This window comes from Allobosea sp. BE125, assembly GCF_031456075.1.
Lineage (GTDB): Bacteria > Pseudomonadota > Alphaproteobacteria > Rhizobiales > Beijerinckiaceae > Allobosea.
The window spans coordinates 172,016-186,578 of record NZ_JAVDTY010000009.1; the positions used below are offsets into that span (position 1 = coordinate 172,016).

At 63.2% G+C, this 14,563-nt stretch carries 13 protein-coding genes; 8 read left to right on the forward strand and 5 right to left on the reverse strand.

Going from position 1 to position 14,563, the window contains the following annotated elements; genetic code table 11:
• Positions 1-79: 79 nt before the first annotated feature.
• The 3 genes from J2Y55_RS20175 to J2Y55_RS20185 form a co-directional block, all read right to left on the reverse strand.
• Positions 80-1,708 (reverse strand): PAS-domain containing protein, encoded by a 1,629-nt coding sequence (locus J2Y55_RS20175; RefSeq protein ID WP_310157240.1) that lies wholly within the window; start codon positions 1,706-1,708, stop codon positions 80-82.
• Between the two features lie 459 nt (positions 1,709-2,167).
• Positions 2,168-3,097, reverse strand: coding sequence for an AEC family transporter (locus J2Y55_RS20180; RefSeq protein ID WP_310157242.1), 930 nt, complete (start codon positions 3,095-3,097; stop codon positions 2,168-2,170).
• Positions 3,094-4,203: a pyridoxal phosphate-dependent aminotransferase gene (locus J2Y55_RS20185; RefSeq protein WP_310157244.1), complete on the reverse strand. Its 1,110-nt coding sequence runs from the start codon at positions 4,201-4,203 to the stop codon at positions 3,094-3,096. Before J2Y55_RS20185 ends, J2Y55_RS20180 begins: the two co-directional genes overlap by 4 nt.
• Before the next feature lie 211 nt (positions 4,204-4,414).
• Between J2Y55_RS20185 and J2Y55_RS20190 the strand changes: the two genes are divergently transcribed.
• Positions 4,415-5,341, forward strand: coding sequence for a LysR family transcriptional regulator (locus J2Y55_RS20190; RefSeq protein WP_310157247.1), 927 nt, complete (start codon positions 4,415-4,417; stop codon positions 5,339-5,341).
• A gap of 155 nt (positions 5,342-5,496) precedes the next feature.
• Here J2Y55_RS20190 and J2Y55_RS20195 read toward each other — a convergent pair whose 3' ends face one another.
• Complete coding sequence (locus J2Y55_RS20195; RefSeq protein ID WP_310157249.1) at positions 5,497-6,255, reverse strand: SDR family NAD(P)-dependent oxidoreductase; 759 nt, start codon at positions 6,253-6,255, stop codon at positions 5,497-5,499.
• A 181-nt stretch (positions 6,256-6,436) separates the two neighbouring features.
• Between J2Y55_RS20195 and J2Y55_RS20200 the strand changes: the two genes are divergently transcribed.
• From J2Y55_RS20200 to J2Y55_RS20225, 6 genes are all read left to right on the forward strand, one after another.
• Positions 6,437-7,696 (forward strand): extracellular solute-binding protein, encoded by a 1,260-nt coding sequence (locus tag J2Y55_RS20200; protein WP_310157251.1) that lies wholly within the window; start codon positions 6,437-6,439, stop codon positions 7,694-7,696.
• Positions 7,697-7,776: 80 nt separating this feature from the next.
• Complete coding sequence (locus J2Y55_RS20205; protein WP_404978987.1) at positions 7,777-8,682, forward strand: carbohydrate ABC transporter permease; 906 nt, start codon at positions 7,777-7,779, stop codon at positions 8,680-8,682.
• Positions 8,675-9,526 (forward strand): carbohydrate ABC transporter permease, encoded by an 852-nt coding sequence (locus tag J2Y55_RS20210; RefSeq protein WP_310157256.1) that lies wholly within the window; start codon positions 8,675-8,677, stop codon positions 9,524-9,526. Before J2Y55_RS20205 ends, J2Y55_RS20210 begins: the two co-directional genes overlap by 8 nt.
• A gap of 45 nt (positions 9,527-9,571) precedes the next feature.
• The gene (locus tag J2Y55_RS20215) at positions 9,572-10,669 is read left to right on the forward strand and encodes a Gfo/Idh/MocA family protein (RefSeq protein WP_310157258.1); all 1,098 of its coding nucleotides are present in this window, start codon (positions 9,572-9,574) and stop codon (positions 10,667-10,669) included.
• A 17-nt stretch (positions 10,670-10,686) separates the two neighbouring features.
• Complete coding sequence (locus J2Y55_RS20220) at positions 10,687-11,328, forward strand: ThuA domain-containing protein (protein WP_310157260.1); 642 nt, start codon at positions 10,687-10,689, stop codon at positions 11,326-11,328.
• Positions 11,328-12,377, forward strand: a complete 1,050-nt coding sequence (locus J2Y55_RS20225) for a LacI family DNA-binding transcriptional regulator (RefSeq protein ID WP_310157262.1) — start codon at positions 11,328-11,330, stop codon at positions 12,375-12,377. Before J2Y55_RS20220 ends, J2Y55_RS20225 begins: the two co-directional genes overlap by 1 nt.
• A gap of 225 nt (positions 12,378-12,602) precedes the next feature.
• Here J2Y55_RS20225 and J2Y55_RS20230 read toward each other — a convergent pair whose 3' ends face one another.
• Positions 12,603-13,250, reverse strand: a complete 648-nt coding sequence (locus J2Y55_RS20230) for a TetR/AcrR family transcriptional regulator (RefSeq protein WP_310157264.1) — start codon at positions 13,248-13,250, stop codon at positions 12,603-12,605.
• Between the two features lie 110 nt (positions 13,251-13,360).
• Here J2Y55_RS20230 and J2Y55_RS20235 point away from each other — a divergent pair, with 110 nt between their 5' ends.
• Entirely contained in the window at positions 13,361-14,551 is a 1,191-nt protein-coding gene (locus J2Y55_RS20235) for an HlyD family secretion protein (RefSeq protein ID WP_310157266.1), read from the forward strand.
• Positions 14,552-14,563: the final 12 nt, after the last annotated feature.

Consider the following 14,563-nt stretch of genomic DNA (forward strand, 5'->3'; position numbering starts at 1 on the left):
GCCGCCACGGCGGCGCAATGTACATCGTTCTCAAATCCCGCGGCATCCAGCCCGCGGTAATCGCAACGTCTGCAGCCGCTCAGCCTGCCCGCAGCCGGGGTATCGCGGCGGCCTGTTCGGTCCGGTCTTCGATCAGGCTGATCAGGTACTGCGCTCCATCTTCACCGTCCGAAGCGGGAAGATGCCGGATTGCCGCGACGCGCTCGCCATTGCCGGGCGTCGTGATCCTCCGGATCGCAACCGCGGCGGCCTTGGCGGGCGAGGTCTTGCTGGTGCCCTCGATCGCCTCGGCAGTCTCCTCGCCGAAGACATCGCGTGCCGTTCGTCCGACAATGTCGGCGCGCGGCAGGCCGAACAGGGTTTCCGCGGCCCGGTTGACGAGCAGATAGCGATGGCTGAGCGCGTCCTTGGCCAGGATGGCCTCGTGCACATTCTCGACGATCGTTCCAAACAAGCGCTCCATGCGCTCCAGCGTCTGCTGAAGCTGCTGCTGTTTGGTGAAGTCCTCATGGGTCGCGACCCAGCCGCCATCGGGTGTCGGCTGCTCGAACACGCGGATCTTGCGGCCGTCTTTCAAATCGACATGGCTTACTGAGGGTTGGCCGAGTGCGATCCGGGTCAGGATGGTTTTGACGTAAGTTTTGGTGTCTCCGGAAAACAGGCCGGATTCGGCGCGGTATCGCAGTATGTCGCGAAGATTGCAGCGCGAAGCCATGAGCTCCTTCGGCAGATGATACATCTTCCGGTAGGATTCGTTCATGAGAATGACGTTTGCGTGCACATCAAGCATGATCAGGCCCTGGGCCATGTTATTGATCGCTGCGATGAGATGGACCTTGTTTTCTTCGAGGTGATCGCGTTCCCGCGACGTCGCCAGTTCGCTCTTCTGGAGTTCGCGGTTTCGCTCGGTCGTGCTCTGCAGTTGCTGGACAGCCAAAGCGAGCTTGCCGATTTCATCCTTTCTGCTGGCGTGCGGGATTGCCGCCATCATCTTGCCGGAGGCGATGCTGTCGGTTGCCCATGTGATGGCGAGCAGCGGCTCGATCACCGAGGCCTTGAACTGAGAGGCCACCAGCCAGGTCAGGGCGATAGCGCCGATGCCGACGATCATCAGCAATATAGTCGTGAACTCGACCTGCTCTCCCAGCTTTGCGTTGGCGTGGGCGCGCTTGAAATAGACCGTGGCGAGAGCCGCGAGATCCTCGTTGAGCGCGATGCGCACCTTGCGGTTCGCGTCGTTGTCTCCCCATTCGCGACCTGCTGCCTGGCCGATGGTGTTCGCGCGCCGCACGAGCTCTGCGCGGAAACGGATAAACTCAGAGACACGGGTCTTGAAGGCCGCGAAGAGTTCCGTGTCGTCATCGCGAACGATCTGCTGCCATTGATCCAAGACCTCGGCCAATTCGCGGTTTCGCTGCAGGAGCGCGTCGCCATAGCGCTTCACAGCCGCCATATCGCTCGACATGTAGATGCCGCGTGATTCCATGACGACGGCGAAGATCAGGCCGTTGACCTTTTCGACGTTGGCGGCAGCCCGCGAGGAAACGTCAAGTTGCCCGTGATAGGCGGATTGTTCACGGACCGAATAAACGGAAAGCGCGACCAACATCAGAATTAGGATTAATAAACCGGAAAACGCAACATAAAATTTTACTTTTATACTGGTTTCGTGCAGGCTGTATGGTAATTTATGCGTTAGCGCAGCCATTACATCTGCCTTTTATCGCCCCTTGAATCGAAGTTTATAGCCTAGAGTATTGAATTTTGCTTTCGCTTCGGCGTTTTTGACCCTGTGCGGTTGAGCGCTCACCGGGGCGGGCGCGCAAATCGGATTGCAGAACTTTCGGACATTCGCGGCGACGCTATGGCCCGCTTTCAAAACCGATCGTCTCGCAACGTCTGCATCCCGCAATGCCTTCGCGAGATCGGAATCCGACACGATCAACGGCCCCCCATGACAGTCGCCGGTCATTGCTGCTGGGTCGTTTTTACCCGCGAGGCGGCAGAACACGCAGGCTAGGGCAGGCGGCTGCCTGCTCGTCCAGGGCATCTCGATCGTGGGATGCCGTCGTCACCAGAGCGAAGCGGAGGGGCCCCGAAGCGGGGTTGAGGCGGCACAGGGCGGCCGCGCCGCGCACGGATGGCCGCCAGCGGACGTTTCCCGCATCTAGAAAAGACCCATTGTCAGAAGGCTGATCAGGACGATGGGGATGATGGCAAAGGCAAGCACTGTCTGGGTGGCGGTGATCCCAGCCATGAGTGGCGCGTTGCCACCCAGTTGCCGGGCCATGATGTAGGCGGAAGAGGCCGTCGGCAGGACTTGGAACAGCAGTGCGGTTGTCAGCGCCTGGCCCTGGAGCCCCAATCCCTTGGCCACAAGGAGCGTTGCCAGCGGCATTGCCAGAAACTTGACCAGCGACGAGATGGCCACCGGAGCGATCCAGCTTCGGGCCGCGTGGAACTCCAACGCTGCGCCGACGCAGAGAAGACCCAGAGGCAGCGAGGCCGCGCCCAGCGAACGCAGCGCGGGCTCAACACCGGGAGGGATGCGCAGTCCGATCAACTGGAAAGCGATGCCGGCAAGGCAGGAGACGACCAGCGGGTTCATCGCCAGGTGCCTGAGGATACCACGTGCATCCAGCCGCGCCGTGCCATGGCGCGCGAAGACGAGCACGCAAAGCACATTGACCGTCGGCACGATTGCAGCGTTGCAGATTGCGGCAAGCGCGATGCCCTGGGCTCCGAAGAGGCCCGCTGCGAGCGTGACGCCAACATAGTTGTTGAAGCGAACGCTGCCCTGGAAGATCGACGTGAAGCCAGGCCCGTCTACGCCCATGAGCGGACGGGCCAGTACCACGAGACAGGCGACGATCAAGGTCGACAGGATCAGCGTCATCGCGAGCTCGGCGACTGCCAGCGACCCGAGATCAGCCATGGCGAGCCCGTGGAAAAACAATGCGGGCAGCAGCACGAAATAGCCGAGGCGCTCCGCCTGCGCCCAGAAGCTTTCGGCGACAAACCGGCGCTGGCGCAGGACGACGCCGAGCCCAATGAGCAGCAGGATCGGCAACAGCGCCAGAATGACCGCGCCCGTCACAGCGAAGCCCCCAGAGCGGCGACGATGCGACGGCAGCCCTCGTCCAGAGTGCCCAGCTCTGTCGCGAATGATAGCCGCAAATGGCCAGGCGCCCCGAATGCACTGCCCGGCACTGTGGCGACGCCGGCCTCGAGCAGCCTGTCGGCGACCGCTACATCGTCCAGGCCCCGCTTCAAGGCGGGAAAGAGGTAGAATGCGCCAGCCGGTGTGATCGTCTGCAGGTGATCGCTGCGCGACAGCAGGGCGACCCCGGAATCACGGCGGGCGCGATAGATGGCTTTGCGCTCGGCGAGCACTTGCTGCGGCCCCGTCAGCGCCGCCACGGCAGCGATCTGGCTGAGCGTCGCTGTCTGCGTGCAGTTCTGTCCCTGGATCGCCGATATCCGGGCGATCAGATCGGCCGGGCCGAAACCCCATCCCACGCGCCAACCTGTCATGGCGTAGGCTTTTGAGACACCGTCGACGATCAGAATGCGAGAGCGCAGATCGGGAGCGACCATTGCCAGGCTGGCATAGGCTTCGTCGGCGTAGCGGATATGGGCATAGATCTCATCGGACATCGCCATGACGTGGGGGTGCCTGCGCAGGACCTCGGCCAAGGCGTGGAGATGCTCGCCATCGTAGTCGACGCCCGAAGGATTGCCGGGAGCATTGATGATGATCCAGCGCGTGCGCGGCGTGATCGCAGCGGCGAGATCGTCAGGCGACAGACGAAATCCGGTGCCGGCCGGACAGTGAATGAAAACCGGTGAGGCTCCCACGAGGCGCACCATATCGGGATAGCTCGCCCAATACGGCGTTGGGATGATGACCTCGTCACCTTTCGTCAAGGTCGCCATGAAGGCGTTGAAGATGACTTGTTTCGCGCCGCACCCGACGGCGATCTCGTCGCCCCCGTAAAGCAGCCCACGATCGCGCGCGATTGCCGCGAGCGCCGCTTCACGCAGGGCTGGAATGCCGTTTGACGGCGTGTAGCCCAGTGGGCGGAGGGCGGCTTCGACGGCGGCCTCGCCGACATGCGCAGGTGGCGCGAAATCCGGCTCGCCAAGCGTCAGGTCGATGACGTCGCGGCCCGCGGCGCGCAACTCGGCGGCTCGCCGCGCCATCGCCAGGATCGGCGATGTTTTGACAACGGGACCATTCTTCAGGGCGTTGAATGAGGACATAGGCGAACTCGCGATCTGGTGAGACGCACTCCTCATAGCCGGCCGCTTAGACAAGAAGAAATTCTTAAATATCTACCATACCATGAGTTTATCTGATTAAACGGGGTCGACCACGCGTTGTTCGGGCGCCCCTCCCGATGAAGGATCGCCAATGTCGCTGCGGAGGCTGCGCATTCTCAGAGCCATTGCGTTGCATGGTTCCTTTGCCCGGGCAGGGGAATCCATGGGGCTGACGCAGTCCGCGGTGAGCCTGCAGGTCAAGGAGATGGAGGCTGAGTTCGGTACACGGCTCTTCGACCGAACCCGGCGCTATCCGACATTGACCGAAACCGGCAGGATCGTTCTGGCCAAGGCGGAAGAGGTCCTCGGGCTTTACGATGGAATCGCGCAGGACCTCAGCAATGAGCGGTCATTGGCTGGCCGGCTGAGGATCGGCGCCATCCAGACGGCGCTGTCGGGCCCGCTTCCGAACTCGCTCATCGCGCTCAACCGAACGCATCCGCGCGTACGCGTCCATGTTTCAGCCGGCATGTCCGCCGAACTCGCGAGCAAGGTCGCAGCCGGCGACCTCGACGCGGCCGTGACGACCGAACCGGTCCGGCCACATCCGGCCGATCTCGTCTGGACGCCGCTCTACGCCGACCGGTTCTGGGTGATCGCGCCCGCCGGAAACGATGACAAAAACGCGCGTGAACTTCTCCTGCAGTTCCCCTTCATCCGGTTCGACGGGCGCGCCTGGGCCGGGCGTATGGTCGAGCGTGAGCTCCGGCGCCTGAGCATTCCTGTTCGCGAGGAGATGGTTCTCGATAGCCAGGAGGTCATCATCAAGATGGTGGAAAAGGGGCTGGGCGCTTCGGTCATCGCCCTGTCCGATAACGTCGTCAGCAGACTGGCTCTGACCTGCCTGCCGTTCGGCGAGCCCCAACTCGTTCGAAACATCGTGCTCCTGCAACGCAACAACAGCCAAACCCAGAGCCTTGGCGCCGCACTTTGCAAAGCGATAACGAACAATGTCGACCTCGATAGCGGTTGCCAGGTTTTGCAGCCGTCACATGGCGGAAAGTCACGATCGGGATAGCCATCGAGCCGAATTGCCGGGAAGCGGACCTTGCCGGAGTCCGCAACGGGGCGAATTTCGGAAGCCCAGCCCAGGCAAGACCGTGCCGCTGCTCCAGATATCGTGGCTTATGCGCTGGCTGCGCCAGACGTGGGCAAGGCGGGCAGGGGGCAGATCTAGACCCACCCGCCATCCACGACATAATGCTGCGCGGTGCAGGCCGACGCCTCATCCGATGCGAGGAATACGGTGAACTTCGCCAATTCGTCCGGCGTCAGCCGGCGCTTGAGGCATTGCCGCCGCATCAGCTCGGCCTCGCTCTCCGGCGTCAGCCATTTCTCGATCTGTCGCTCGGTCATGATCCAGCCGGGCGCGATGGCGTTCACGCGGATGTTGTAGGCGCCGTAATCGCGCGCCAGCGAGCGGGTGAGGCCGATCACGCCGGATTTGCTGGCGGTGTAGGCGGCCATGCCGCCTTGACCCGCCATCCAGGAGGTCGATCCGAAGTTGATGATGGCGCCGCCATTGGCCGCCTTCATATCCGGCAGCACCGCTTGTGCTGCAAAGAACTGGTGCTTCAGATTGACCGCGATCCGATCATCCCAGTACTCCGGCGTGACCTCCTCGGTCGCATGCCGCTCATCATGGGCCGCATTGTTCACGAGGATGTCTATCGGCCCGTGGAGCGCGCGCGCCTGTTCGATGCCGGCCCTCAGTGCCGGGATGTCGGTCAGGTCGACAGGCTGGAAATGCGCCGCCAATCCAGCCGCACCCAGTTCCCGCGCCAGCGCCTCGCCGGTGTCGCGCATGATGTCGAACAGCACCACGGTCGATCCCTGCTCGGCAAATCGGCGCGAGATCGCCGCGCCGATGCCTGAAGCGCCGCCTGTGACCAGAACCACCTTGCCGGCAAGATCGCGATATACGGCAGACATCATCTCCTCCGACATGCATTGGCGCTGACCGCTCGGCCCGGTTCTGCTGAGCGGCCAGTCAGTTGCAAAACCGACGAAAGCATCTGCCGAGCGGTCATGCAACGCATTTTCTGAGTTGCGTACCTCAGAATTTGAGTTAGGTTTGCGTCAACCCGCAGACAGACGGGATTGGGAGGATGCGATGCGATTTCTCACGAGGCTGGCGCTCGCCGCCGCAGGATTGACATTGGCCGCCGGCGCAGCGGCCGCGCAGACCACCGTCCGCTGGCTCCACCTCGAGCAGAACCCCGCCCAGGTGAAGATCTGGGAGGAGGTCGCGCGGCGCTTCGAGGCCAAGAACGCCGGCGTCAAGGTCGAGATGCAGTTCCTCGAAAACGAGGCCTACAAGGCCAAGCTTCCGACCATCCTGCAGTCCAAGGACCGGCCGCACATTCTCTATTCCTGGGCCGGCGGCGTGCTGAAAGCCCAGGTCGAGGCTGGCGTGCTGGAGGATGTCACCGCCGGCGTCGGCGCCTACAAGGACAATCTGTCGGCAGGCGCAGTCGCAGCCTTCGCGATCGATGGCAAGCTCTACGGCCTGCCTTACACGGTCTCGCAGGTCGGGTTCATGTACAACAAGGACCTCTTCGCCAAGGCTGGCGTCGACGGCGGCGCGATCAAGACCTGGGACGACCTCCTGGCCGCGGTGAAGACGCTCAAGGCTGCCGGTGTCACGCCGATCGCCGTTGGCGGGCAGGACAAGTGGCCGCTGCATTTCTACTGGACGCATCTCGCGGTCCGGCTCGGCGGCAAGCCGGCCTTCGAGGCCGCGCTCAAGGGCCAGAATGGCGGCTTTGAAGGCGAGACCTTCCAGAAGGCCGGCGAGCTGATGAAGCAGCTTGTCGATCTCGAGCCGTTCCAGAATGGCTTCCTCGGCTTCAAGAACCAGCAGGCGCTCGGCTTCTTCGGTGATGGCAAGGCCGCGATGAACCTCGCGATCTCCAGTCACTCGGCGACGCAGCGCGCGCTGGCGGCCGACAAGAAGGGCATCTCCGAGGAGAAGCTGGGCTGGTTTGACTTCCCGATGCCCGCCGGCGCCAAGGGCCGGCCGTCCGACACGCTCGGCGGCGTCAATGGCTGGATCATCACCAAGGGCGCGCCGAAGGAGGCCGTCGAATTCGTCAAGTTCTTCATCTCGGACGAGGTCCAGCGCGAGCTCGCCAAGCAGAACTTCATCATCCCGACCTTCAAGGGGGCGGAAGCAGCCCTGAGCGCCGCCTTCATGCAGAACGTCGCCAAGAACATCGCCGCGTCCCAGTACCACCAGAATTTCTACGACCAGGATCTGGGTCCCTCGGTCGGCCGGGTGGTGAATGACGCGACGGCCGAGATCGCCGGCGGCTCGATGACGCCGAAACAGGCCGCCAAAGCGATCCAGGACGCCTTCAAGCAAGGCAATTGAGCAAGCAAGGCAATTGAGACCGGCCCGGGCGCGTCAACCTGCGAGCGACATCGATGTCTCAACACAGCGCAGCGGCCATCATGAGCGGCAAGCCTGCAGCGTCCAGCGCTCGCCGGAGAGCGGCGAGCGACGGGCGCCTCGCCTCGCTCCTGCTGTTCCTGCCGCCGGCATTGCTGCTCTTCACGCTATTCGTGGTGCTGCCGATCGGCGAGGCCGCCTGGTATTCCGGCTTCAACTGGAACGGGTTTGGCAGCCCGACGCGCTGGATCGGCTTCGACAATTACCGCTTCGTCTTCGATACGCGCGGCTTCGGCACGGCGTTTCGCAACAACCTGCTGATCATCGCGGTGTCGCTGGTGATCCAGCTGCCTCTGGCGCTGACGCTGGCTCTCATCCTCGCCGAGAAGTTTCGCGGCTCGGTGGCGCTGCGCATGCTGTTCTTCCTGCCCTATGTGCTGGCCGAGGTCGCGACCGGCCTGATCTTCAGCTTCATCTATGACGGCAATTATGGGCTTCTCGCATCCGTCTACAGGACGTTTGGGGCCGAGGCGCCGCACCTGCTCGCCAGCACGCAGACCTCGATGCTGGCCATCCTGGTCGTCGTCATCTGGAAGTATTTCGGCTTCCACATGATGCTGTTCATCGCCGCGCTGCAGGGCATGGACCGCAATCTGGTCGAGGCGGCGCGGATCGACGGTGCCTCGCGCTGGCAGGTGCTGCGCCATGTCGTGGTCCCGCTGCTTTACCCGACGATCCGCCTCTCGGTGTTCTTCGCCGTCGTCGGCTCACTGCAGCTCTTCGACCTCGTCATGCCGCTGACCCGGGGCGGGCCGGCCGACTCCTCCAACACGATGGTCAGTTTCCTTTACAACCACGGCGTCTCGCGCATGCGCGTCGGCTATGGCAGCGCCATCGGCGTGATCCTGTTCGTGATCTGCGTGACCTTCGCCATCACCTACAAACGCTGGTTCATGCGCGATGAGTGACACATCCGTCGCTGGCCGCCGGCCGCTTGATCTCGTCCTGGTCTACAAGGTGCTGTTCCTCGCGCTGGTGGCGGCATTCGTCGCCGTGCCGCTGCTGGCGACCTTGCTCGGCGGCTTCAAGACGCTTGGTGAGCTGCGCACCAATCCGTTCGGCCTGCCGCAGACGTGGGAGTGGCAGAACTACACGGGCATCCTGTTATCCAAACGCTACTGGCAGTTGCTGTGGAACTCGTTGGTGATCGGGAGCTTCACTGTCGTCCTGACGCTGATCGTGGCGTCGATGGCGGCCTTCGCCTTCGCTCACATCCATTTCTTCGGCAGCTCCATGCTGCTGAGCTACCTCACCATGGGACTGTTGTTCCCGGCCGCCACCGCCATCCTGCCGCTGTTCATCAAGGTTCGCGATCTCGGCCTGCTGGACAATTATTTCGGCGTCATTCTGCCTCAGGTCGCCTTCAGCCTGGCCATGAGCATCCTGCTCCTGCGGCGCTTCTTCAAGGATCTGCCCCACGAACTGCTGGAGGCGGCGCTCGTCGATGGCTGCAGCTACTTCGCCTTCTTCCGTCATGTGACGCTGCCTCTGTCGCGGCCGATTCTCGCGACCGTCGGCACCATCACCTTCGTCCACAGCTGGAACAGCTACCTGCTGCCTCTGGTGATGCTGAATTCCGAACAGCTTTATCCCTGGCCGCTCGGCATCATGATCTATCAGGGCGAATTCTCGTCGGAATGGCACCTGATCCTGGCGTTCATCACGCTGACCCTGCTGCCGACGATCCTGCTCTTCATCTTTGCCCAGAAGCACATCGTCGCGGGTCTCACCGCCGGTGCGGTCAAGGGCTGACGCGTCTCGAATAAACGGCCTTGGACATCAGCTATGGAGACAAGAATGCGCAAAGTCGGAATCGGCGTCATCGGCTGCGGCAACATCAGCACGAAATATCTCGAGGCGATCAGGCAGTTTCCGATGGTGGAGCTCAAGGCCGTCGCAGATATGCGCAGCACTGCTGCGGAGAAGCGCGGCGCCGAGTTCGGCGTGCCCGGGCTGCGCGTGGGCGAGCTCCTCAAGCGCGACGACGTCGAGATCGTCGTCAATCTGACCGTGCCGCTGGCCCATACCGATGTCAGCCTCGCGGTGCTCAACGCCGGCAAGCATGTCCACTCCGAGAAGCCGCTTGGCATCAATACGCTCGAGGCCCGCAAGGTCATGGATCTCGCCGCCCAGAAAGATCTGCGCGTCGGCTGCGCGCCGGACACCTTCCTCGGCGGTGGCCACCAGACCGCGCGAAAGCTGATCGACGATGGCGCGATCGGCACGCCGGTCGCCGGCAGCGCCTTTTTCGGCTGCCCCGGCCATGAGAGCTGGCATCCGGCGCCGGGCTTCTACTATCTGCGCGGCGGCGGCCCGATGCTCGACATGGGGCCCTACTACATCACGGATCTGGTGCAGTTGCTGGGGCCCGTGGCCGGCGTGATGGGCTCGACGGCGCGGCCGCGCTCCGAGAGGCTGGTCACCAGCCAGCCGATGAACGGCGCGCTGATCCCGGTCGAGGTCGAAACCCATGTCGCCGGGACGCTGGAGTTCGAGAGCGGCGCCGTGGTCTCGATCACGATGAGCTTCGACGTGCCTCAGCACACCCATTCGCCGATCGAGATCCACGGTGACAAGGCAAGCCTGCTGGTGCCCGATCCGAACAAGTTCGGCGGCGAGGTCAAGATCGCCAAGCCGCGGGGCAGTTGGGAATCGGTTGCCCTTTCGCATGGCCATGCCGATGGCGAGTTCCGCTCGATCGGCGTTGCCGACATGGCCGCCGCGATCATTGCAGGCCGCCCGCATCGCGCCAGCGGCGCACTCGCCTTCCACGTCCTCGAGGTGATGGAGGCATTCCAGAAATCGGCCGATGAGGGGCGCCGGATCAAAATCGAGAGCCGTGTCGAGAGACCGGCGCCTCTGCCCGCCGGGCGCGTGACCGGCCAGATCGACTGAAGCAAAGGACAACTGGAATGCGCAAGGCGATGATCGTATGGGGCGGCTGGGCGGGTCACGATCCCGATCTCTGCGCCTCGATGATGAGGGGCTGGCTGAAGACTGAGGGTTTCGAGGTGCGCGTCGAGACGTCGACGGAAGCCTTCCTCGATCCCGCGATCCGCGATCTCTCCCTGATCGTGCCGATCTACACGATGTCGAAGATCGAGAAGCCGGAGGCGCTGGCGCTGTGCGATGCCGTCCGCGGCGGCGTCGGGCTGGCCGGCCATCATGGCGGCATGTGCGACGCGTTTCGCGATTCTGTGGACTACCAGTTCATGTGCGGCGGCCAGTGGGTTGCCCATCCCGGCAACATCATCGACTACAAGGTCGATATTACGAGGCCCGATGACCCGATCATGGCTGGCATTTCCGGTTTCGAGCACCGTTCGGAGCAGTACTACATGCATGTCGACCCCGCCAACGAGGTCCTGGCGACGACGCGGTTCAGCGGCGAGCATGCCTCCTGGATCGATGGCGTCGAGATGCCGGTCGTGTGGAAGAAGCGCTATGGGCAGGGCCGCGTGTTCTACTGCTCGCTGGGTCACCGCGCCTATGAGCTGGATCTGCCGGAGATACGCACCATGCTGACGCGCGGGATGCTCTGGGCGGCGCGATAATGGGGGCAGGAGACGCAGGGGTCATCGGCCGGGCGACGCTGGAGGATGTCGCGCGCGCCGCGGGCGTGTCGCTCGCGACCGCGGACCGCGTCGTCAACCGCCGTGACGGCGTGCGCGACAAGACGATCGCGCGGGTCGAGGCGGCCGTCTCCAGGCTTGGCTACCGGGCCGATCCCGCAGCCGCCCGTCTCGCCCGCAATCAGAACTTCCGCTTCCTCTTCGTACTGCCCAGCGGAGCCAACAGCTTCATGACCATGCTGGGCGAGCAGGTTGCGCGCACCGCCGAGTGGCTTGCCGCCCAGCGCGCTTTCATCGATGTGGAGCATGTCGACGTATTTGATGCCGATGCGCTGGCGCGCGTCCTCGAGGGCGTCTTGCCCGGCTATCACGGCGTTGCGACGATCGCGCTCGACCATCCGCGCGTGCGCGCCGCCATCGACGATCTCACCGATCGCGGCGTCCCCGTCGTCACCCTGGTCTCCGACGTGCCGAGCGCGCGGCGCCTGCATTATGTCGGCATCGACAATCCCGCTGCCGGACGCACAGCGGCGACGCTGATGGGCCGCTTCCTGCGCGGCCGCCAGGGCGTCGTCGCTGTGGTCGCCGGTTCGCTTTCGCTACGCGACCATGCAGAGCGCCTCTATGGCTTCAATCAGGTCATGGCGCGCGAATTTCCTGATCTGACCATGCTTCCGGCGGTACAGGGGCGCGACGACAACGAGCAAACGCTGGCAGCGACAGCGGCCCTGTTACGGCAGCACACGGATCTCGTCGGTCTCTATAATGCGGGCGCCGGCAACCGTGGCATCGCAGCAGCGCTGCAGCAGGCCGGTCGTGCCCAGGAGATCGTCTGGGTCGCTCATGAATTGACGCCGCATACGCGGCGCTTCCTGCTGCACGGCGACATCGACGCGATCATCAGCCAGGATCCGGGTCACGAAGCGCGCTCGGCGGCGCGCGTTCTGCTGGCATACTGCTCAGGCGATCGGCTGGTGGCGGATCAGGAACGCATCGGGATCGATATCTTCCTGCGGGACAATCTGCCTTGATCTTGGTGTTCGGGATTTTGGCGTCCAGGATCTTGGTGTCCAGGATCTTGGTGTCCAAGCCAGGATTTGCTCGGCCCGGCGACCTCTCCTGATGATCGACTTGCCTCCAGTTTCTTTCCCAAAATCCGCTCCCGTTCTGTTCGCCTTAGCCGTCGCCGGCGAGACGAAGCTTGCCGCCAACGGCGTCACTTGAAGGGTCGTCTCGGCTGGGCTGGGGCCTTGGGGTTACGCCTTGCAGCCGTTGTAGAAGACGTCTGCGCACTGCCTCGCCCGAAGCGCAATCTCGTCGCGATGCGGAGCGCTTCGCTGTCCCATCATCGCAGTGCGCTGCGGCTCCATGATCATCATGCCGCGCAGCAGGCCCGAGGTGATGTGGACGTCGTCAAAGCGCAGGAGACCTTTGTCCTTCTGCCTCGTCAGCCAAGCTTCAATGATGCCGTTCACGGGCACGATGGCTGATTGGTAGAAAGCCCGTGCGACCTCGGGAAACCGCTCGCACTCGCTGATGACGAGCCGCGTGATCGCGATGGTCTCCGGGCTCAGCGTCAGGACGCCGAATGCAAACAGGATGTGCTCAAGCGCGGCTCGCGGATCGAGGTCGTCGCTGATGTCGTCGACCACATCGAGCAGGAAGCGGCCAATGCGATCCTGGATCGTACGCTCGAACAACTCCGCCTTTGTGGCGACGAGCTTGTAGAGCGTCTTGGTCGAGACACCGGCGTGCTGCGCCACCGTCATGATGCTCGTACCGGCATAGCCCTTCGACTGAAATTCGCGATCGGCCGCTTCAACGATGAGATGCAGGGTGTCGGCATCGCACCGCTTCTGGGGGCGTCCGCGAGAACGCTTCACCGTCTCGTGATTTTGGCGCATGGCTATTTTCCAAAATATCATTGACACAGCCAATGTAAGGACTATTTGGAAAATAGCAATTTTCTAAATGACGAAACGGCCGATCACGACGCCCAGTAGGAGCTGGATCGATGAGCACACATGAAGATCGCATCAAAGCCGAGCGCGCCGTGCCTGGCGAGCGGGTTGTCCCGGTAACCGCCGTTGAAAAGCCGGTCGATTCTGCTTTGTCGCCGCCGCCAGAGGAAAAAGCTCGCAGCAACCACGGCCTGCGCCGCGTGGCGCTGGCAGGCGTCGCACTGATCGCGCTCGTTGGCATCGGCTATTGGGGTCATGGGTATTGGAACGTCGGTCGCTTTCAGATCTCGACGGACGATGCCTATGTGAAGACCGACAGCACGACGATTGCTCCGAAGGTCTCCGGCTATATCGGCGAAGTGCTGGTTCGCGACAACGAACCGGTCAAGGCCGGCCAGGCTCTTGCCCGGATCGACGATCGAGACTTCCGCGTCGCGCTTGATCAGGCAAAGGCCGACGTCGAAGCAGCCCGAGCCGCCGTCGCCAGCAAGCTGGCCCAGCTTGAGGCCCAGCAGTCTGCGATCGACACAGCCAAGGCGACGGTCGAAGTCGACAAGGCCAACGCGAATTTCGCCGAGCAGGACAACGAGCGCTACGCCAACCTCGCCAGGACGGGCTATGGCTCCGTGCAGAACGCCCAGGCGGCGGTCGCCAAAATCTCGGCTGCGCGTGCTGCGATCGATCGCGATGTCGCTTCGCTCGCCCAGGCACGAAAGCAGGTCGATCTGATCAAGGCCGACCTGGCCCAGGCGAGAGCCACGGTCTCTCATGACGAAGCCGTTCAGCATCAGGCCGAACTCAACCTATCCTATACCGCCGTTCTCGCTCCCGTGGATGGCGTTGTCGGAAACCGGACGCTTCGGGTCGGCCAGTATGTCCAGGCGGGCACGCAGCTGATGGCCGTTGTTCCGGTTGCGGACGCCTATGTCGTTGCGAATTTCAAGGAAACACAGCTGACCAATGTGAAGCCCGGTCAGAAGGTCGAGATCGAGGTCGACATGTTCCCGGGTGTCACGGTGGAGGGGCATATCGACAGCATCGCCCCGGCCAGCGGCCAGGAATTCGCCCTGCTTCCGCCCGACAATGCGACCGGCAATTTCACCAAGGTCGTCCAGCGCGTTCCGGTCAAGATCGTCCTCGATCCCGGCCACGGCCTTACTGGCAGCCTGCGACCTGGAATGTCGGTCGTTCCGACTATCGATACCAAGGTTTCCAAGAACAATTCAGTGGCGGACGCGCGGTAATCCGCGCGCCCG